This window comes from Polaromonas sp. P4_H1 (assembly GCF_056400945.1).
This window is the reverse complement of sequence record NZ_JBFUKG010000019.1, coordinates 80,239-99,557: the sequence shown is the minus strand read 5'-3', so window position 1 is coordinate 99,557 and position 19,319 is coordinate 80,239. Positions and strand designations below refer to the sequence as shown.

The following is a 19,319-nucleotide window of genomic DNA, read 5'->3' as shown; positions in this document are numbered from 1 at the left end:
GCTGATTTGATGCCAAATGCAGCTACATCTGCTCCCAGGGCAGGCCGTCAAAGCGCCAGCCCGAGAGTGTTGACCTGCGAAACTGCTCGTCAAGCTCCCCTTCAAAGCCATGCACCACATGCTGCACGTCGGAAAATCCGGCGGCCTCCAGCGCCTTGCCGGCGTCCAGCGTGCGCTTGCCGGAGCGGCAGATCAGCAATACCGGCTGGGTTTTGCCGGTGGCCTCGCGAACCACAGCTTCGGCAAATTTCTGCGGATCAGGCTGCAGGTCAGGGTATTCATACCACGGCACATGGACCACACCGGGCGGGCGGCCGACATACAGCGACTCGATTTCCATGCGCACATCCACGAACAGGGTGTCGGGGTGCGCCTGCAGCCAGGTCCAGGCTTCTTTGGGTTGGAGGTTTTTCATGTGCGGTGAGCCAATGCCCGCTATTGTCGTCTAAGGCTACGCTGAATAAGCCCCGTCAAAGAGCCCATGCGGGTCAATGACGGAGCGATTGGATTCAAACGGGTCGCTGAGCGACCTTTCTTGAGGCCCTCTGAGCCTGTTTCTTGGGCCTCTCGGCTCGTTTTCCGCCCTCATGGGCGCACCTGTCCCATCAGCCTGGATCGGCTGAGGTAGATGTTGGCCAATGCCAGAGCTGTAAATGCCCGTGTCGCGTTCTTGGCCAGACCCCGGTACCGCACCTTGCCGAAACCCCACAGGCGCTTGACCACGCCAAACACATGCTCCACCCGTGCCCGGATGCGCGACTTGTTGCGGTTCTTGTCCCGGGCCGCTTCATCGACGATGCCGTTGCGCCGTGTGCGCTGGTTCGTGAAGTCTTTGGCCTTGGGCGCCTTGCCCTCGATCAGCGCCTTCTGGCTGGCATAAGCCGAGTCACCGTACACGCGCCTTTCTTGCCCATGCAGCAGGTCAGGCAGCGGGTGTTTGTCATGCACATTGGCCGCCGTGACCACCGCGCTGTGCGCCAACCCGCTTTGGCTGTCCACCCCGATGTGCAGCTTCATGCCGAAATACCATTGCTTGCCCTTGCGGGTCTGATGCATCTCGGGGTCACGCGCCTTGCCGGCATTCTTGGTCGAGCTGGGCGCGCCAATGATGGTGGCGTCCACGATGGTGCCGGTGTTGACCTTGAAGCCCCGGGCCAGCAACTCCTGTCCCACCTTGGCAAACAGTGCCTCGCCCAGCTTGTTGTCATTCAGAAGGCGGCGAAACTTCAGCATCGTGGTGGCGTCGGGCACCGGCTCACGGCCCAGATCGATTCCCGCGAAGCGGCGCAGGCTGACGCTGTCGTACAGGGCTTCCTCGCAGGCCAGATCGGCCAGGTTGAACCAGTGCTGGATGAAATGGATGCGCAGCATGCGCTCCAGGCCAATGGGCGGGCGCCCGTTGCCGGCCTTCGGATAGTGCGGCTCAATCACTCCGCACAACGCTGACCATGGCACGATGGCCTCCATGGTCGCCAGGAATTCGTCCCGCCGCGTGGGCTTGCGGTATTGCTCGTAGCCCGATTGGTCGGCTGCCATCGCCAGGGTCTGTTGTTTCATCGCCATGTAACGCTTCTGCCTCCGGAGCCGTGGACCTTAATCAGCATTGCCCTAAGGCCCCCACGTTCGCCCACTGCGTGTGGCTCTCTGCCCCCCAAGGGGGCGCTGCGCCTGCGGTCTGGCGAAGCCAGTCCCGCGGCCCCGGCTGGTGCAGATCACTGTCGAAGGGTAGTGTGGCCCTGGCGGAAAACAGGGACGCTATTCGGGAGCCTGCTAAAAAAGCTGCCGCACCTTAAAATCGGGGCATGAAGCCCCTCATCTATACCCACGGACAGCAACTGCCAGCCATCCTGGAACAACGCATCGCCATTCTCGACGGCGCGATGGGCACCATGATCCAGCGCTTCAAGTTGAACGAAGCCCAGTACCGCGGCGAGCGCTTCAAGGATTTTCACAAAGACGTCAAGGGCAACAACGAACTGCTCAGCCTGACCCGTCCCGACGTGATCCGCGACATCCATGAAGGCTACCTCGCCTCTGGCGCCGACATGATAGAGACCAACACCTTTGGCGCCACCACGGTCGCCCAGGCCGACTACGACATGGCGGACCTGGCCGTGGAGATGAACTACGAGTCGGCCCGCATCGCGCGTGCCGCCTGCGACAAGTTTTCCACGCCCGACAAACCGCGGTTCGTGGTGGGCGCCCTGGGCCCGACACCCAAAACCGCCAGCATCAGCCCCGATGTGAACGATCCGGGTGCGCGCAACACCAGCTTTGAAGAACTGCGCAAGGCTTATTACGAGCAGACCGAAGCGCTGGTCAAGGGCGGCAGCGATGTGCTGCTGGTCGAAACCATATTTGACACACTCAACGCCAAGGCGGCGCTGTTTGCGATCGACGAGTATTTCGACAATTCCGGCGAGTGCCTGCCCCTCATCATCAGCGGCACCGTCACGGACGCCTCGGGCCGCATCCTGAGCGGCCAGACCGTGACCGCCTTCTGGCACAGCGTGCGCCATGCCCGGCCGCTGGCCATTGGTCTCAATTGCGCGCTGGGCGCCACGCTGATGCGCCCCTACATCCAGGAGCTGGCCCGCGTGGCCGGCGACACCTTCATCAGCTGCTACCCCAATGCCGGCCTGCCCAATCCCATGAGCGACACCGGCTTCGACGAAACGCCCGACGTGACCTCGCGCCTGCTGCGCGAGTTTGCCGACGAGGGGCTGGTCAACATCGTGGGCGGCTGCTGCGGCACCACGCCCGAGCATATCCAGGCCATTGCGAATGCGGTGGCGCCCCTGCCTTCACGGGCGGTCGCTTCCCGCTTCTTCTACCCCGAGGCGGCTTAATAAAGCCCCCACGCTTTTCACTTCGTGTAATGCGCTGCCCCCCGAGGGGGCCGCTGCGCCTGCGGTCTGGCAAAGCCAGTCCCGCGGCTCCCGCTGGTATTAAGAGCCCCCACGTTCGCTCGCAGCGTGTAGCGCGCCTTGCCGGCCAAGGCTCGCGGGACGCTTCGCCTCTGTCGCCTGTCCCAACCTGCTCCAGCAGGTTCGGAGCCGCAGGCTCCAGCCCGTCGGGGGCTGGCCTTGTTTGGGGCGGCCCGGCGACGAAACTGACCCCTCGCTTTTTATTGCGCGTAACGCGTCAGTCGTCCGGCAGCAGGTGATCGATTTCCTGCTGCATGGCCTGCGTGAGCTGGCTGTATTTCTTGAGTTTTTCGGTGGCGTCGCGCAGCCGCTCGGCAATCCGCAGCGACACCGCAAACATCAGCTTGACCGCCGTGCGAGGCTGGTCAGTGCTGAGTGCTTCGAGGGCGACGCGTGACAAAACCGCGCACCGCACGTCGGTGCTGGCCGTGCAGGACGCCAGCCGGGCCCGGCCATCGACCAGCCCCATCTCGCCAACCAGGCTGCCTGGTCCCAGCACCGACACGGTGACGGGCGTGCGGCGGCTGACCATGATGCTTTCCACGGTGACCTCGCCTTCAAGCACCAGCAGCATGTAGTCGGTTTCGCTTTTGTCCCCTTCGGTGATGAAGGTGGTGCCCGCGGCAATTTTTTGCGGAACCATGTAGCTCACCACGGTGAGCGCCTCTTCGGGCGTGAGCTGCATCAGTGCTGTCGGCGCAATCAGCAGCCTGGCCGCCAGTTCGGCCGTGCTGGAGCCTTCAACCGCACGCATGCGTTCTTCCGGCCGCATCAGCTCGGGTGGACCGGTCGCCGCCTTTTTCTTGTCGCCAAACAGGGTTTCAAACATGGATTTTGCGGATTTATTGTGAGGCATGGCGCCGGCTGCTGCCTGCCCTTAAAATAATGGTAACCCAAGGAGCGTTGCAGCGAAGCATTCATTCGTCAGGCTTGGGTTACCGGCGCCTCCCCCGAGGCGCCGCAGTAACGACGCTCACCTTGAGCCCAAAAGGTGAGTGCATGTCCGAAATTCAAGATCCCATCGCTGTTCCTCCCATGAAACTGTCCGGCCTGGAGCCTGTGGCTATCGGGGAGGGCACGCTCTTTGTCAACATCGGCGAGCGTACCAATGTCACCGGCTCCAAGGCTTTTGCCCGCATGATTTTGAATGGCGAGTACGAGCAGGCCCTGGTCGTGGCGCGCCAGCAAGTGGAAAACGGCGCGCAAATCATCGACATCAACATGGACGAGGCCATGCTGGACAGCCAGGCCGCCATGGTGCGCTTTTTGAACCTGATCGCCAGCGAACCCGACATTGCCCGCGTGCCCATCATGATCGACAGCTCCAAGTGGAGCGTGATCGAGGCCGGCCTGCGCTGCATCCAGGGCAAGGGCATCGTCAACTCGATTTCCATGAAGGAGGGGCTGGAGCCCTTCAAGCACCAGGCCAAGCTGCTCAAGCGCTATGGCGCGGCCGCCGTGGTGATGGCATTTGACGAGCAGGGCCAGGCCGACACCTACCAGCGCAAGATTGAAATCTGCGAGCGTGCCTACCGCGTGCTGGTCGATGAGGTCGGCTTTCCGCCCGAAGACATCATCTTTGACCCCAATATCTTTGCCATTGCCACCGGCATTGAAGAGCACAACAACTACGCGGTCGATTTCATCAACGCCACACGCTGGATCAAGGCCAACCTGCCGGGCGCCAAGGTGTCGGGCGGCGTGTCCAACGTGAGTTTCAGCTTCCGCGGCAATGACCCGGTGCGTGAAGCCATTCACACGGTGTTTTTGTACCACGCGATCCAGGCCGGCATGGACATGGGCATCGTCAATGCCGGCATGGTCGGTGTGTACGATGACCTGGAGCCGACGCTGCGCGAGCGCGTCGAGGACGTGGTCCTCAACCGCCAGCCGGTTTACAAGCCGGGTGAGCCTGAACTCACACCCAGTGAGCGTCTCATCGAAGTCGCGGAAAGCGCCAAAAGCGGCGCCAGGGACGACAGCAAGAAAAACGAATGGCGCGCGCTGCCGGTGCGCGAGCGCCTGTCGCACGCGCTGGTGCTGGGCATGAACGAGTTCATCACCGAAGACACCGAGGAAATGTGGCAGGCCATCAAGGCCGAAGGCGGGCGGCCGCTGCATGTCATCGAGGGCCCGCTGATGGACGGCATGAACGTGGTGGGTGACCTGTTCGGCCAGGGCAAGATGTTCCTGCCGCAGGTGGTCAAAAGCGCCCGGGTGATGAAGCAGGCGGTGGCGCACCTGCTGCCTTACATCGAAGCCGAAAAACTGCTGCTGGAAGCCGCCGGTGGCGACGTGAAGACCAAGGGCAAAATCATCATCGCCACCGTCAAGGGCGACGTGCACGACATCGGCAAGAACATCGTGACCGTGGTCCTGCAGTGCAACAACTTCGAAGTGGTCAACATGGGCGTGATGGTGCCCTGCCACGAAATCCTGGCGCGCGCCAAGGTCGAGGGCGCCGACATCGTGGGCCTGTCCGGCCTGATCACGCCCAGCCTGGAAGAGATGCAGTACGTAGCAAGCGAGATGCAGAAGGACGACCATTTCCGCATCAAGAAAATCCCGCTGCTGATAGGCGGCGCCACCACCAGCCGGGTGCACACGGCGGTGAAGATTTCCCCCCACTACGAGGGTCCGGTGGTCTATGTGCCCGATGCCTCGCGCAGCGTGAGCGTGGCGCAAAGCCTGCTGTCCGACCAGGCCACCAAATACATTGATGAGCTGAGGGCGGACTACGACAAGGTGCGCACCCAGCACGCCAACAAGAAGCAGACACCGATGTGGCCGCTGGCCAAGGCCCGCGCCAACAAAACGCCCATCGACTGGACAAGCTACACGCCGCCCGTGCCCAAGTTCATCGGCCGGCGCGTCTTCAAAAACTTCGACCTGGCCGAGCTTGCGCAGTTCATCGACTGGGGCCCGTTTTTCCAGACCTGGGACCTGGCGGGCCCGTTCCCGGCCATCCTGAAGGACGAGGTGGTCGGTACCGAGGCGGTGCGGGTGTATGCCGACGCGCAACGCATGCTCAAGCGCCTGATCGAGGGCCGCTGGCTCACCGCCAGTGGGGTGATCGGCCTGTATCCTGCCAACAGCGTGGGCGACGACATCGAGATTTACACCGATGAGTCGCGCAGCGAGGTGGCCATGACCTGGTACGGCCTGCGCCAGCAGGCGGAGAAAACCGCGGTGGACGGCGTGATGCGGCCCAGCCGCTGCCTGGCCGACTTTGTCGCACCCAAGGTGCTCGCGCCTGATGTGATGGCCGCTCGCGCAGCTGCTGTCCCGGATTCGGGCCGGAAAGACGCTCGAATTGCCGACTACATCGGCCTCTTTGCCGTCACCGCCGGCCTGGGCGCCGAGAAGAAGGAGAAATACTTTCTTGACGACCATGATGACTACTCGTCCATCATGCTCAAGGCGCTGGCTGACCGGCTGGCAGAAGCATTTGCCGAGGCCATGCACCAGCGCGTGCGCAAGGATTTGTGGGGCTATGTGCCGGCCGAGTCGCTGGGCGCGGAGGCGCTGATCGCCGAAAAATACCAGGGCATCCGCCCGGCGCCCGGATACCCGGCCTGCCCGGACCACAGCGTCAAAGGCGATATGTTTGCGTTGCTCAAGGCGGGCGAGGTGGGCATGGCTCTCACCGAGAGCCTGGCCATGACGCCGGCAGCCAGCGTCAGTGGCTTTTACCTGAGCCACCCCGAGAGCACTTATTTCAACGTGGGCAAGATCGGCGACGACCAGCTGCAGGATCTGGCCCGGCGGCGCGGTGCAAAAGCGGAAGAATTGCAACGCTTGCTGGCCCCCAATTTGTGAGGCGGCAGGGCCGGCCAGGACGACACGAGGGCGGCCGGCTCCCGGCTGCGCTCCTACCCTCCTGTTTACCGTGTGTTTACCGCCGCATTGCCTGCATTTACAAAAAAACACGTGTCGTTGGCGCGGTCTGTGTACCTTTAGGCTGTCTCGGACGTTCATGAGTGAGCGGCGACAAGGGCACCAGCTTGCGTTCATGCAGCTTGCTGCCGTCCCGGGATCTGTTTAACAAAAGAAGGGATATCCCATGACCACCTCCGTCGATAACCTCCAGCCCGGCCAGCAACCGGCCTCGTCTGGCAGCAAGCCCCTGTGGGCTGCGATCGGCATACTCGGTGTGGCGGTGCTCGGCATGGGGGCCACCATGCTGTACAACCAGCGTGCCCAGCCTCCTGCTGCCAGTGTGGCGGCCGTGACGACACCCCAGGCCCCGGCTGCGCCGCAGCTGGCCGGGCCTGCTGCTTCCGCCAATGCAGCCGACGACCTGATTGAAAAGCCGGCGGCTGCACCCGCCAAGCCCGCTGCTGCGCCCGCACCGGCCAAAAAAGTGGTCAAACCCCAACCCAGGCCTGTGCCGGCACAGGCGCCGAGCTACTCGGGCGTTTCGCCCGCGCCGTCTGCCGCGCCGGCCCCCGTTATGGCGGCGGCACCAGCGGTGTGCGCGGTGTGTGGTTCCGTTGAATCGGTCACGCCGGTGGTGCGTTCCGCCAAGCCGGCCGGCCCCGGCGTGGGCGCGGTGGCTGGTGGGGTGCTGGGTGCCGTGCTGGGCAACCAGGTGGGCCATGGCGGCGGACGGACTGCCGCCACCATCCTGGGCGCGGTCGGCGGCGGTTTTGCCGGCAATGCGATAGAAGGCCAGGTACGCAAGGAAACGGTCTACCAGGTCGGCGTGCACATGGAAGACGGTTCGCGCCGCACCGTGGAAGTGGCGCACGCGCCCGCAGTTGGCAGCCGTGTGACCGTGGAAGGCGCAACCCTGCGCACCAGCGATGGCGCAACCTACGGCCCCAAGCCACCCCCGGCGCCTGTGGCCGCACAGCCTGCACTCTCCCCGGAGTACCAGGGGCGTTGATCAAGCCCGAGAGGTTCCTGAGCAGCATGACGGCGAGATCGGTGGCAATCCTGGCCATCTGACAGACCTGCAAGCCATCCCCCGCGCCAGGCGAAAGCTGCCATCAGCTTTCGCCTGGCGCTTTTTTTGTGTCCGCTGGACGGCGTCAGACATCAAGCACATCAGTCCGGCCAGGCTGTTGACAAGGCCAATTTTTAGCAGTACTACCCTCAAAAATAGCTTGATTTCTGGGGGCGATGCCTGGATTGAGCCAGGCGCAACCCGAATCCGGGCGGAAAGCGTTTTTTTCTGGCTGTCCGATCTCTTCTCCTGTATGTTCGCTATCGAACATATAAAGTTAAATTGGCGACTTGTATGTGCGCTAGCGAACATACAACATGGGATCTGGCTGCATATAGTCCAAGGCGCTACCAAAACCTCTGCCAGAGGTGGTTTTCGAAGTCAGACCCCGCCCCGGAGTTTTGTGATGGCCATTTCCCCCGACCCCAAAAAGAACCAGCTGCTCGCCGCCCTGCCAGATGCCGAGTGGAAGCGCTGGCTGCCGCAACTGGAAGTTGTCGACATGCCGCTGGGCCAGGTGCTGTACGAGTCGGGCGGCACATTGAGCCACGTGTATTTTCCAACGACAGCCATCGTCTCTTTGCTGTATGTGATGGAAAACGGCGCCTCGGCCGAGATTGCCGTCGTGGGCAACGAGGGCGTCGTCGGCATTTCGCTGTTCATGGGCGGCGAGTCCACGCCCAGCCGTGCGGTGGTGCAAAGCGCTGGCCAGGGTTTTCGGCTGAAGGCGCAGTTGATGAGGGACGAGTTTAAGAAAGCGCCGGTGCTGCACCTGATGCTGCGCTATACCCAGGCGCTGATCACGCAGATGGCGCAAACCGCGGCGTGCAACCGCCACCATTCGCTGGACCAGCAGCTGTGCCGCTGGCTGCTGCTGAGCCTGGACCGCCTGCAGGGCAACGAGTTGGTGATGACGCAGGAGTTGATCGCCAACATGCTCGGCGTGCGCCGCGAAGGCGTGACGGAGGGCGCGCTCAAGCTGCAAAAGGCCGGGCTGATCAGCTATGCGCGCGGCCGCATCTCCGTGCTGGACCGCCAGGGGCTGGAGCAGCGCACCTGCGAGTGTTATGCGGTGGTCAAGAAGGAGTACGACCGCCTGCTTCCCCAGCGGCTGGCGGCTTGACGGCTTGAGGTCTGGGGCGGGTGCCGGCTTTCGGCCCGGCCCCGGCTGCCTGGCGCTTCGGCCGTGGCCACACCCTGGCACATCGCGCCGTGTGTGCGCTGGCATACAGTGGCGCGGCGGTGCGTGGCGCATACTCGGTACATCGACCTACACTGCATCTCGCAGCAGCGCGCCATGCTCGCCCCCGACACCTGAGAGGGCCGGCAGCACACCGGAGAGCCATTTTGGCCACCGTCCAGAACCATCTGATCGAGCGGCTTCCCCGCAAGGACCGCGTGCGGCTGCTGGCCATTTGCGAGCCCGTCCAGCTGGTGCTGTCCGAAGTGCTGTGCGAGCCCGGCACGCCAACGCGCCATGTCTACTTTCCCACCGAGGGCTTCATTTCGCTGGTGGCGCTGCTTGACGGCAGCCCCGGCGTGGAAGTGGGCATGGTGGGCCGCGAGGGCATGCTGGGCGCGCAGGTGGCCCTTGGCGTGGTCACCTCGCCCTTGCATGCGCTGGTGCAAGGCCCGGGTGCGGCCTGGCGCATAGGCACCGGCGCCTTCCGCAAAGAGCTCGCAGGCAGTGCGGCACTGCAGCGCGGCCTCAATCGCTACCTCTATGTGCTCATGGCCCAGCAGGCCGCATCGGCTGCGTGCCTGCGCTTTCACCTGATCGGCCCGCGCCTGGCGCGCTGGCTGCTGATGACCCAGGACCGTGCCCACTCCGACAGTTTTCATGTTACGCAAGCCTTTCTCGCCTACATGCTCGGTATGCGCCGCGTCGGCGTCACGGCGGCTGCCGGTGCTTTGCAGCGCAGCGGCCTCATCGAATACCACCGCGGCGACTTCAGGGTGCTGGACCGCAGCGGGCTCGAAGCCGCGGCATGTGGCTGTTATGCCGCTGGGCGGCAGTCCTATGCCGAACTGCTGGACGTCTCATCCCGTCGCCCCACAGGGCTTTAATGCCTGGTCCAGCGACGCTCGGCGGCTCCCTGAAAAGACGGTCGCCATTGCGGGGAGGGAGGCGAGCATCCGGGTTTGCCTGTTCCCGGTTTTGTTCGTTAGCGCACCGACGCACGAATCGCGACTTGCTATAAGAAACCAGTGCGATATTGCCAGCCGTGTACCTGGTCGAGGCACCTGACCGCTGTTGCAGCGTGATGAATCAACCTAACTTAGTACGAGGTGTGCCATGATCCACACAAAACCTGATCGGGCACCCGGGGCCGCGAACCTGGCGTACCTGGCGTCGACCATGCCGATTTCCGGGGGGCTCGGGCCAGACTCAAGGAGTCACTACGCCGGAGCTGCCGCCGCGATCAACATCTCTTTCGCCTGTGCCAGGGGCCATGACGCTGACACAGACACAGACACAGGCGACGCTGTTGCCTTACTGGCGGCAAGCGCCTTGCTGACCGGGCAGTCGCGTGAGATCGCGAACGATGACTGGGACGCCATGTTCCGCGCCGTCGAATCAAGGCTGAGGCAAACGGTAGGCGAGCGGCTGGCCGTCGTCACCGGGCCGCAGCCGCAACATGCAGCGGGTCGGGTTCAGGCCATTGTGCTGGAATGTGTGGAGGCGCTGGAGCAATTGCACACGGCGCTGATGCTGGAACGCGATCGCTGCGGCCATCTGGAACGGGAGCTGGCCCTCCTGAATGGTTCAGCGGCCCGGCCGCTTCTCTGAGCCGCAGCCTGTTCCGGGCGATCCGGTCACGCACTACGCACTGAAATCACGGGAATCGCTGAGCCATGGGTACATCGATTGAGCAGGTGACGCAGGCGCCGGATGAAAAAAACGCCGGTCTCGCTGGCGATCGCGATTTCGCAGCGGTGCGTGCAGGGTGTCAGGCCTCAGGTGGGGCGGTGCGCGAGAGCGATCTCGCCGGCTGGCTGGAGAAGCGCCAGCTTGGAAATGCTGTGAGCCTGGCAAAGCTGATCATCTCGGGCAATATTTTTGGTTTTGAATGGCAGGGCAACTTCTGGATTCCGATGTTTCAGTTTGACTTTCGCGACCTGTCGATCAGGCAGGCGCCCCGGAAGGTGCGCGCCGAACTGGGGGCGCGTTTGACGGCTGGGCGCTTGCCGTCTGGTTTGTCCAGCCTTGCGTCTGGTTGAACGGCCAAAGCCCCCTCGCCCTGCTGGAAGCGGACCTGCCGGCCGTCCTGGAAGCAGCGCGCAGCGAGCGCCTTGTTGCAACGGGTTGGACGGGAAAACCCGGTACATCGTTTGCCACGGCACTCCGGGGGCGGAGCCATCATGCACCTGCAGCCTCAGCGGAGGCTGCGGGTCCTGGCACTGGTGAATGACGCCCCGGCGCCAGGTTTAGTGAGCGGCCTTGAGCGCACGGCGGTACTGCACCGCCTCGGCTACATGCGTGACCTGCACCGTGGCCGCACCCGCCAGGTCCGCAATGGTTCTTGCCACCTTCAGGCACCGATGAATGCTGCGACCTGACCAACCCAGCCGCGTGGCGGCGGTGTTCAGAAATTTCGCCGCCGCGTCATCGAGCTGGCATTGCGCATCAATCGCCTGGCCTTCCAGGGCCTGGTTGGTGCTGCCCTGCCGGGTGATGGCCCGCTCGCGGGCCTGGACCACCCGGCCCCGGATTGAGGCGGTGGCCTCGCCGGGCGGCGTGTTCACCAGTTCATCGGCGGCCAGCGCACCGACTTCCACATGCAGGTCAATCCGGTCCAGCAGGGGGCCGCTGAGCTTGCCCTGGTAACGGGACACCTGGTCGGGCGAGCAACGGCAGGCACGCAGGCTGGAGCCGAGGTAGCCGCAGGGGCAGGGGTTCATGGCGGCGACCAGCTGAAAGCGCGCTGGAAACTCGGCGCGCTGTGCTGCCCGGGAAATCGTGATGGTGCCGGATTCCAGCGGCTCACGCAGTGCTTCCAGTGCGGCGCGCGGGAATTCAGGCAACTCATCGAGAAACAGAACGCCCCGATGGGCCAGCGAGATCTCGCCCGGGCGGGGCGGCGAGCCGCCGCCCACCAGTGCCACGGCGCTGGCCGTATGGTGGGGCGCGCAGGTCGGCCGGAGGGCCCAGTTTTCCAGCGCGAAGCGACCGCCCAGCGAGGCGACCGCGGCGCTTTCCAGCGCCTCCTCGGTGGTCATGGCGGGCAGCAGGCCGGCAAAACGTTGTGCCAGCATGGATTTGCCGGAGCCGGGCGCGCCCATCATCAAGATGCTGTGTCCGCCGGCCGCGGCAATTTCCAGCGCCCGCCGGGCCGCCGCCTGGCCCTTGACGTCGGCGAGATCCGGGTAATCTGCCTGCTCCCGGCGAGGAATGGGCGCGATCCGGGTCCAGCCGTCCAGCACCTCGGGTGGCGTGTCACCGGGCAGGAATTGCCTGACCACGTCCAGCAAATGGTGCGCACGGTAGATTTCGGCGTCGGGAACCAGCGCTGCCTCCTGGGCGCTGCCTTCCGGCAGCACCAATTTGGGTTGCCTGGCCGGCATGCCGGGTTTGTCAGGAGTCATGGCGCCATCGTTTTTTGCGAGGTGCGCCAGTGCCAGGCTCATGGCCAAGGCGCCTCTTACAGGGCGCAGGTCACCGCCCAAAGACAACTCCCCCGCGAACTCATAGCCCGCCAGCTTGCGGGCGTCCAGCTGGCCGCTGGCTGCCAGAATGCCCAGGGCAATCGGCAAATCAAAGCGGCCGGAGTCCTTGGGCAAATCCGCAGGTGCCAGATTCACCGTGATCCTCTTGTTGGCCGGAAACTCCAGCCCGGTGTTCTGAATGGCGGAGCGCACCCGCTCGCGTGCTTCCTTCACCTCGGTTTCAGCCAGGCCCACCAGGGTGAAGCTGGGCAAGCCGTTCGCCAGATGCACTTCGACGCACACCGGCCGTGCCTCCAGACCCAGCAGGGCCCGGCTATGCACTAAAGACAAGCTCATTTTTGTAACTCCCTCTTAAATGCATCAAAGTTGTGCGCATATTTGAGCCAACTTGGTGCAATATTCGTTTTTCTTGGTTTAGATGTAACGCGACAGTGCGCGAAAAGGTAGACGTGTACCCACAGAAGGAGCGGGGGTTTGGCACGTAACGTGCTACGAACAATTCGGGCAACTTCAACCAACTTCAACAACCTTCGGAGCTTCTCATGAAACTTATCCCCGTCCAGGTCGCACTTGCCGCATCTCTGGTTATGTCCAGCGCAGTCTTTGCCCAGACGCCAGCCCCTGCCGCAGAGCCATCCCCGCTGTCATTCAACATCTCCCTGACCAGCAATTACAAGTTCCGTGGCCAGGACCAGGATTACTCCAAGACACGAAGTTTCAAGCCGGCCCTGCAGGGCGGCGTCGATTATGCGTTCAGCAACGGTTTCTATGTGGGTAACTGGAACTCCACCATCAACTGGACCAAGTACCTGCCTTCCGGCGACAACAGCCATGTTGAAGTCGATCTCTATGGTGGCTACAAGTTCAAGGCCGGCCCTCTCGACATGGATGTGGGCGCTCTGACCTACCTCTATCCGGGTGCCAGTGGCGCCAACACGACCGAGGTCTACCTCGGGGCCGCTTACGGGCCGGTCAGCGCCAAGTACTCCCACACCGTTTCCAAGGGCTACTTTGGACTCGGCAAGGAATACCTGGTGGGTGAGGGCCGTGGCACCGGCTACCTGAACCTGGCGTTCGCCCAGGAAGTGATGCCCAAGGTGACCTTCAAGGCCTCCCTCGGCTTTACCGACCTGAAGAGCGCCGCGAACTCCGCCGGCCTGCCTGATTACATGGACTACAGCGTTGGCGCCGCCTACGACCTGGGCGACGGTCTCTCCCTGTCGGGTGCTGTGGTCGGTGGCAACAAGAAAAACAGCTATCTGTATCCCGCGTCAGTTGACACCAGCGGCAAGTCCATCAACAAGGGCACGCTGGTTGTGACGCTGACCAAAACCCTGTAAAGGCGGCAGAAGCGGCGCACAGCCTGGCCGCTTCCCTATTCATCCTGGAGGAACCTGAAATGAAACTAGTAACGGCCATCATTAAACCGTTCAAGCTGGACGAGGTGCGTGAAGCACTCTCCGGTATTGGCGTGCAAGGCATCACGGTGACGGAAGTCAAGGGCTTCGGCCGTCAGAAAGGCCACACGGAACTGTACCGCGGTGCAGAGTACGTGGTCGACTTTCTGCCCAAGGTCAAAATTGAGGCGGCAGTCTCTGACGAGCTGGTGGACCGCGTGATTGAAGCGGTTGAAGGTGCTGCCCGCACCGGCAAGATCGGCGACGGCAAGGTCTTTGTCTATAACCTCGAGCAGGTTGTGCGCATCCGCACCGGTGAAACCGGCAAGGAAGCGCTCTAAAGCTCGGCTCAACCTAGAAAAAAGAGAACATTGACATGAAAAAACTTCTTGCTTCCCTTGTATTGGGATTGAGTTTGCTGGGTATCGGCGCAGCCGTGATGGCGCAGGCGCCGGCAGCAGCGCCTGCCGCGTCGGCCGCCGCCGAAGCCAAGCCGGCCGAGGCAGCCGCTCCGGCGGCGCCCGCTGCCGCTGCAGCCCCCGCCGCGGCAGCCGCAGCGCCTGCTGCCGCAGCGGCCTCAGCACCTGCTCCTGTCCCCAACAAGGGAGATACGGCCTGGATGATGGTCTCCACCCTTCTGGTGATCATGATGACCGTTCCGGGTCTGGCCCTGTTCTACGGCGGCCTGGTCCGCAGCAAGAACATGCTATCGGTCCTGATGCAGGTCATGGTGACTTTTTCCATGATCGTCGTGTTGTGGTTCATTTACGGCTACAGCCTGGCATTCACCGAGGGCAACGCTTTCTTTGGCGGCTTTGACCGGCTGTTCATGAAAGGGATCTGGGACAACGCGGCCGGCACCTTCGCCAACGCTGCCACCTTCAGCAAGGGCGTCGTGATTCCTGAAATCGTGTTTGCCGCCTTCCAGGCGACTTTCGCGGGCATCACCTGTACCCTGATCGTCGGCGCCTTTGCCGAACGCATCAAGTTCTCCGCCGTGCTGCTGTTCATGGCCATCTGGTTCACCTTCAGCTACGCCCCGATTGCGCACATGGTGTGGTTCTGGATGGGTCCTGATGCCTACACGGGCAAGGAAGTGGTTGACGCGATGAACGGCAAGGCCGGTTATATCTGGCAAATGGGCGCGCTGGACTTTGCCGGCGGTACCGTCGTGCACATCAATGCTGCTGTTGCCGGCCTGGTCGGTGCCTATGTGATCGGAAAGCGTATCGGCTACGGCAAGGAGTCGATGGCGCCTCACAGCCTCACGCTGACCATGGTCGGATCCGCTCTGCTGTGGGTTGGCTGGTTTGGTTTCAATGCCGGTTCCGCGCTCGAAGCCAATGGTTTTGCCGCCCTGGCATTCATCAATACGCTCGCTGCCACCGCCGCCGCTGTGCTGGCATGGTGTGTCGGTGAATCGCTGATGCGTGGCAAGGCTTCGATGCTGGGTGCTGCATCCGGTGCGGTTGCGGGTCTGGTGGCCATCACGCCGGCAGCCGGCAACGTGGGTATCGGTGGTGGCCTGGTGATCGGTCTGGTGGCTGGCTTTGCCTGCCTCTGGGGCGTGAATGGCCTGAAGAAACTGCTGGGTGCTGACGACTCGCTCGACGTGTTCGGCGTGCACGGTATCGGCGGTATTCTGGGTGCCTTGCTCACCGGCGTGTTCAACTCCCCAAGCCTGGGCGGCCCCGGCTTTGTGGCTGACTGGACGACGGCCACCGTGGTGACCGCTGCCGACTTCTCGGTCGTGTCACAACTGTGGATCCAGGCCAAGGCCGTGCTGATCACCATCGTCTGGTCTGGCGTGGTGTCCTTCATCGCCTACAAGATTGTTGACCTGACGATCGGCCTGCGCGTGAGCGAAGAAGACGAACGCGAAGGTCTGGACATCACCGCACACGGTGAAACAGCCTACAACCGCTAACAGGAATAGGGAATGCCGGGACTGCCTTGAAGGCAGTCCCTTGATCAACGAGAGTCTCCTTTGGATGTTCAGCCCGCCGGTGCCAAGCCGGTGGGCTGTTTTTTTTGCCTGCGCGGTTTACACAGGCGGGGCGGCTGAAGGGATATGGCCGGGGCCCCGGCGCCGGGCTTACGCCGCAGGTCGCAGGTCAGGGCGTCTCGTGCGTTGCCATTCGCCGACATTGATATACAACAACTCATTTCTCGGGGATGATGCAACTGAGGGTATCGCCGGCGCTTGCAATTTTGTACATTTATTGCTGATTCGGGTGGCCTGTTCATCGATTCGGCAATATCTTGCACGGTCTTGCCCGCACGGAACAATAACCGGAGAGATTCAGGATGACGCGTGTGCCGGAAAAATGGCTGTCATTTTTTCGCTGGTTTGGGACCGCATGGGCGTTTTCCCTGCTGATGGTGCTCGTCGTGCTGGGGCTGGTGGTGGAGCGGGAACTGAGCACCTCCCGTTACCAGGCGCACTTTTTTGCCAGCCTGGCCAGCAAGGCCAGCTACACCCTCGGCGAGGGGCCCAGTCCGTCCATCCGTTTTCCCCGCAGCGGACCGTATGACGACCGCCTCGGCTACACGGAGTTGCCGGCATTTCTGGGCAAGCTGACGGGGCGGGGCTTCGAGATCACGCAGCAGGCGCGCTCGTCGGAGGGCATGGTGCGCATCATGGACGCTGGTTACTTTGCCCCCTACCCTGAAAAGACGCAGAGCGGCCTGATCATCGTCGATTGCCACAACGACAGCCTGTTTCAGGAGCGCTATCCGGAACGGGTCTACAAGAGTTTTGACGATATTGCGCCCGTTCTGGTGCAGAGCCTGCTGTTCATCGAGAACCGCGAGCTGCTTGACCCGGACCATCCGAAGCGCAACCCGGCCGTGGAATGGGACCGGCTGGCCCATGCCGTCCTGAACAACGTCCGGACCAGCATCACCGGCAATGGCCGTTCGCCCGGCGGCAGCACGCTGGCAACGCAGATTGAAAAATATCGCCATTCTTCCGAGGGGCGCACCTCATCGATCCGGGAAAAGCTGCAACAGATGGTGTCGGCCTCCCTGCGTGCCTACCAGCAGGGCGAGGACACCCGTGCAGCACGGCGCCAGGTCGTGCTGAGCTACATCAACACAATGCCGCTGTCAGCCAAGGCCGGCTTTGGTGAAGTGCATGGCCTGGGTGACGGCTTGTGGGTCTGGTACGGGCGTGATTTCAACGAGGTCAATCGCCTCCTGAAAGACGTGGACGTGGACGAGAACGGCGGCGATCTCAGCGAGGCGGGGCGGCTTTACAGGCAGGCGCTCAGCCTGTTGATCGCGCAGCGCCGTCCTTCATACTACTTCGACGCCAGCGAAACCGAGCTGGAACAGCTCACCGACAGCCATCTGCGCGTGCTCGGCAGCGCCGGCGTGATTCCACTCGCGCTGCGCGACGCGGCGCTTCGGGCCAGCCTGAACCGGCGCGCCGACAAGGTGCCTGCCGCGGCTGCTTCCTTTGTCGAGCAGAAGGCGGCCAATACGGTCCGTACGCATCTTGCCGGCCTGCTCGGCGGCAGCCGCCTGTACGACCTGGATCGCCTTGATCTTACCGTCGCCAGCACGCTGGATGCGCCGGTGCAGAAGGCGGTCACCCGTGCGTTGCGGGAGTTGCGCGACCCGGCCAGCGCCAAAGCGGCCGGGCTCAGCGGCAAGCAGTTGCTGGACCGTGGCGATCCGGCCAAGGTGGTGTATAGCTTCACGCTGTACGAGCGTGGAAGCGACGTCAATTACCTGCGGGTGCAGACGGACAATTTCGACCAGCCGCTCAATATCAACGAAGGCACCAAGCTCGACCTCGGCTCCACCGCCAAGCTGCGCACACTGGTGACCTACCTCGACATCATGGACAAGCTGCACCAGCGCCTGGCCGGGCTGGACGCCATACAGTTGCGCGCACTGGAGGTTGACAAGAAGGATGTCCTGACGCGCTGGGCGGCCGACTATTTTCTCACTGCGAAAGACAAGAGCCTGGCCCCCATGCTGGAGGCCGCGCTGGAGCGGCGCTATTCGGCCAGCACGGGGGAAGGATTTTTTACCGGTGGCGGATTGCACCACTTTGACAATTTCAAGCCCGAAGACAACGGCAAGGTGATGTCGGTGCGCGATGGGCTGCGCAACTCGGTCAATCTGGTGTTCATCCGGCTGATGCGCGACGTCGTGCACCACTACATGTTCCTGACCCCCGGTTCTTCGGCCAGGCTGCTGCAGGATGCCGACGACCCGCGCCGCGCCGACTACCTGGCGCGTTTCGCCGACAAGGAGGGGCAGGTCTTCATGCGGCGCTTCCTGGTCAAGTACCGCGGCAAGACCGCGCAGGAGGCCGAGGAGGTGCTGCTGCAGGGCGTGCGTCCGACCGCGTCACGGCTGGCCGCCATCTTCCGCACGATTGAACCCGACGCATCGCTGGAGCAGTTCACCGCGTTTGTGAAGCGCCACCGGACGGGCGGCATCGACCCGGCCGAGCCCCGGCTGGCCAAGCTCTACGCACAATTTGCGCCCGGACAGATGTCCCTGGCCGACCGCGGCTACGTGGCGGGTGTGCATCCGCTGGAGTTGTGGCTGGTCGGCTACCTGCGCAACCATTCGGGGGCGAGCCAGTCGCAGGTGATGCAGGCCAGCAGCGCCGAGCGGCAGGCGGTGTATTCATGGCTTTTTTCCGCCCATCGCAAGCAGGCGCAGGACAAGCGGATCTTGGGCCTGCTCGAAGGAGAAGGCTTTCTGGAAATCCATCGCCAATGGGCGCTCACGGGTTACCCTTTTGACGCTCTCGTGCCGTCCTATGCGACCGCGATCGGCGCGTCGGCCGACCGTCCCGCCGCGCTGGCGGAATTGATGGGGATCCTCGTCAACGATGGCCTGCGCAAACCGGCCATGCGCATCCAGTCCCTGCATTTCGCCGCCGCAACGCCCTATGAAACCGTGCTGCAGTACAAACCCGGCCAGGCGGAGCGGGTGCTGGCGCCGGAAGTCGCCCGGGCGGTACGCGGCGCGCTGCGGCTGGTGGTCGAGAGCGGCACCGCGCAACGCGTGAAGCAGGCCTTTGTGCGGCCAGACGGCAGTATCATGCCGGTGGGCGGAAAGACCGGCACCGGCGATCAGCGCTTCGATGTCTATGGCGGGGGAGGCCGGCTGATCAAGTCGCGCGTGGTCAATCGTTCGGCGACTTTCGTATTCAACGTCGATGAACGTTTTTTTGGAACCATCATCGCCTACGTGCCGGGGGCCCAGGCTGCCGCCTACGATTTCACCAGCGGCCTGCCGGTGCAATTGCTGAAAGTGCTGGCCCCCAGGCTGACGCCCCTGATGAACGCGCGCGGCGGCGATGACGCGCCGCCGGGCACCTGCGTGCCTTGAGTGCATTGAGGGCCCAGGCTC

15 protein-coding genes and 1 riboswitch are annotated in these 19,319 nt (G+C 63.2%); of the genes, 11 read left to right on the top strand and 4 right to left on the bottom strand.

All coding sequences use genetic code 11. The annotated features are described in order from the left end of the window. Positions 1-22 precede the first annotated feature (22 nt). Positions 23-415 (bottom strand): rhodanese-like domain-containing protein, encoded by a 393-nt coding sequence (locus AC1DS5_RS21275; protein WP_041388161.1) that lies wholly within the window; start codon positions 413-415, stop codon positions 23-25. Positions 416-585: 170 nt separating this feature from the next. After that, positions 586-1,557 (bottom strand): IS5 family transposase, encoded by a 972-nt coding sequence (locus AC1DS5_RS21270; protein WP_477720253.1) that lies wholly within the window; start codon positions 1,555-1,557, stop codon positions 586-588. A gap of 245 nt (positions 1,558-1,802) precedes the next feature. Between AC1DS5_RS21270 and AC1DS5_RS21265 the strand changes: the two genes are divergently transcribed. Then, the gene (locus AC1DS5_RS21265; protein ID WP_477720246.1) at positions 1,803-2,849 is read left to right on the top strand and encodes a homocysteine S-methyltransferase family protein; all 1,047 of its coding nucleotides are present in this window, start codon (positions 1,803-1,805) and stop codon (positions 2,847-2,849) included. A 295-nt stretch (positions 2,850-3,144) separates the two neighbouring features. Here the strand turns inward: AC1DS5_RS21265 and AC1DS5_RS21260 are convergent, their stop codons facing one another. Next, positions 3,145-3,783, bottom strand: coding sequence for a cyclic nucleotide-binding domain-containing protein (locus AC1DS5_RS21260; RefSeq protein WP_477720245.1), 639 nt, complete (start codon positions 3,781-3,783; stop codon positions 3,145-3,147). A gap of 33 nt (positions 3,784-3,816) precedes the next feature. Continuing rightward, positions 3,817-3,909: riboswitch (S-adenosyl-L-homocysteine riboswitch) on the top strand. A gap of 17 nt (positions 3,910-3,926) precedes the next feature. Here AC1DS5_RS21260 and metH point away from each other — a divergent pair. From metH to AC1DS5_RS21230, 6 genes are all read left to right on the top strand, one after another. After that, the gene (metH, locus tag AC1DS5_RS21255; RefSeq protein ID WP_477720244.1) at positions 3,927-6,746 is read left to right on the top strand and encodes a methionine synthase; all 2,820 of its coding nucleotides are present in this window, start codon (positions 3,927-3,929) and stop codon (positions 6,744-6,746) included. 244 nt (positions 6,747-6,990) lie between these two features. Continuing rightward, positions 6,991-7,815 carry a glycine zipper 2TM domain-containing protein gene (locus tag AC1DS5_RS21250; RefSeq protein WP_477720243.1) on the top strand — a complete coding sequence of 275 codons (825 nt, stop codon included), beginning with the start codon at positions 6,991-6,993 and terminating at the stop codon, positions 7,813-7,815. A 466-nt stretch (positions 7,816-8,281) separates the two neighbouring features. After that, positions 8,282-8,998, top strand: a complete 717-nt coding sequence (locus AC1DS5_RS21245) for a Crp/Fnr family transcriptional regulator (RefSeq protein WP_477720242.1) — start codon at positions 8,282-8,284, stop codon at positions 8,996-8,998. A gap of 224 nt (positions 8,999-9,222) precedes the next feature. After that, complete coding sequence (locus AC1DS5_RS21240; RefSeq protein WP_477720241.1) at positions 9,223-9,942, top strand: Crp/Fnr family transcriptional regulator; 720 nt, start codon at positions 9,223-9,225, stop codon at positions 9,940-9,942. Positions 9,943-10,171: 229 nt separating this feature from the next. After that, on the top strand, positions 10,172-10,666 hold the full coding sequence (locus tag AC1DS5_RS21235; RefSeq protein ID WP_477720240.1) for a hypothetical protein: 495 nt from the start codon (positions 10,172-10,174) through the stop codon (positions 10,664-10,666). A gap of 86 nt (positions 10,667-10,752) precedes the next feature. Next, positions 10,753-11,097, top strand: a complete 345-nt coding sequence (locus AC1DS5_RS21230) for a hypothetical protein (protein WP_477720239.1) — start codon at positions 10,753-10,755, stop codon at positions 11,095-11,097. A 207-nt stretch (positions 11,098-11,304) separates the two neighbouring features. Here the strand turns inward: AC1DS5_RS21230 and AC1DS5_RS21225 are convergent, their stop codons facing one another. After that, on the bottom strand, positions 11,305-12,879 hold the full coding sequence (locus tag AC1DS5_RS21225) for a YifB family Mg chelatase-like AAA ATPase (protein ID WP_477720238.1): 1,575 nt from the start codon (positions 12,877-12,879) through the stop codon (positions 11,305-11,307). A 206-nt stretch (positions 12,880-13,085) separates the two neighbouring features. Here AC1DS5_RS21225 and AC1DS5_RS21220 point away from each other — a divergent pair, with 206 nt between their 5' ends. The 4 genes from AC1DS5_RS21220 to AC1DS5_RS21205 all read left to right on the top strand — a co-directional run bounded on the left by AC1DS5_RS21220 (position 13,086) and on the right by AC1DS5_RS21205 (position 19,298). Continuing rightward, positions 13,086-13,883: a TorF family putative porin gene (locus tag AC1DS5_RS21220; protein WP_477720237.1), complete on the top strand. Its 798-nt coding sequence runs from the start codon at positions 13,086-13,088 to the stop codon at positions 13,881-13,883. Between the two features lie 59 nt (positions 13,884-13,942). Next, the gene (gene glnK, locus AC1DS5_RS21215; protein WP_077591625.1) at positions 13,943-14,281 is read left to right on the top strand and encodes a P-II family nitrogen regulator; all 339 of its coding nucleotides are present in this window, start codon (positions 13,943-13,945) and stop codon (positions 14,279-14,281) included. Positions 14,282-14,316: 35 nt separating this feature from the next. Then, on the top strand, positions 14,317-15,867 hold the full coding sequence (locus AC1DS5_RS21210) for an ammonium transporter (protein WP_477720236.1): 1,551 nt from the start codon (positions 14,317-14,319) through the stop codon (positions 15,865-15,867). Between the two features lie 380 nt (positions 15,868-16,247). Next, a complete protein-coding gene (locus AC1DS5_RS21205; protein WP_477720235.1) occupies positions 16,248-19,298 on the top strand; it encodes a biosynthetic peptidoglycan transglycosylase in 3,051 nt (1,016 codons plus the stop codon). Positions 19,299-19,319 lie beyond the last annotated feature (21 nt).

Coding starts and splice junctions, on each gene's coding strand:
- AC1DS5_RS21275 (WP_041388161.1), bottom strand. CDS start 415: ATGAAAAACCTCCAACCCAAAGAAGCCTGGACCTGGCTGCAGGCGCAC.
- AC1DS5_RS21270 (WP_477720253.1), bottom strand. CDS start 1,557: ATGAAACAACAGACCCTGGCGATGGCAGCCGACCAATCGGGCTACGAG.
- AC1DS5_RS21265 (WP_477720246.1), top strand. CDS start 1,803: ATGAAGCCCCTCATCTATACCCACGGACAGCAACTGCCAGCCATCCTG.
- AC1DS5_RS21260 (WP_477720245.1), bottom strand. CDS start 3,783: ATGCCTCACAATAAATCCGCAAAATCCATGTTTGAAACCCTGTTTGGC.
- metH (WP_477720244.1), top strand. CDS start 3,927: ATGTCCGAAATTCAAGATCCCATCGCTGTTCCTCCCATGAAACTGTCC.
- AC1DS5_RS21250 (WP_477720243.1), top strand. CDS start 6,991: ATGACCACCTCCGTCGATAACCTCCAGCCCGGCCAGCAACCGGCCTCG.
- AC1DS5_RS21245 (WP_477720242.1), top strand. CDS start 8,282: ATGGCCATTTCCCCCGACCCCAAAAAGAACCAGCTGCTCGCCGCCCTG.
- AC1DS5_RS21235 (WP_477720240.1), top strand. CDS start 10,172: ATGATCCACACAAAACCTGATCGGGCACCCGGGGCCGCGAACCTGGCG.
- AC1DS5_RS21225 (WP_477720238.1), bottom strand. CDS start 12,879: ATGAGCTTGTCTTTAGTGCATAGCCGGGCCCTGCTGGGTCTGGAGGCA.
- AC1DS5_RS21220 (WP_477720237.1), top strand. CDS start 13,086: ATGAAACTTATCCCCGTCCAGGTCGCACTTGCCGCATCTCTGGTTATG.
- glnK (WP_077591625.1), top strand. CDS start 13,943: ATGAAACTAGTAACGGCCATCATTAAACCGTTCAAGCTGGACGAGGTG.
- AC1DS5_RS21210 (WP_477720236.1), top strand. CDS start 14,317: ATGAAAAAACTTCTTGCTTCCCTTGTATTGGGATTGAGTTTGCTGGGT.
- AC1DS5_RS21205 (WP_477720235.1), top strand. CDS start 16,248: ATGACGCGTGTGCCGGAAAAATGGCTGTCATTTTTTCGCTGGTTTGGG.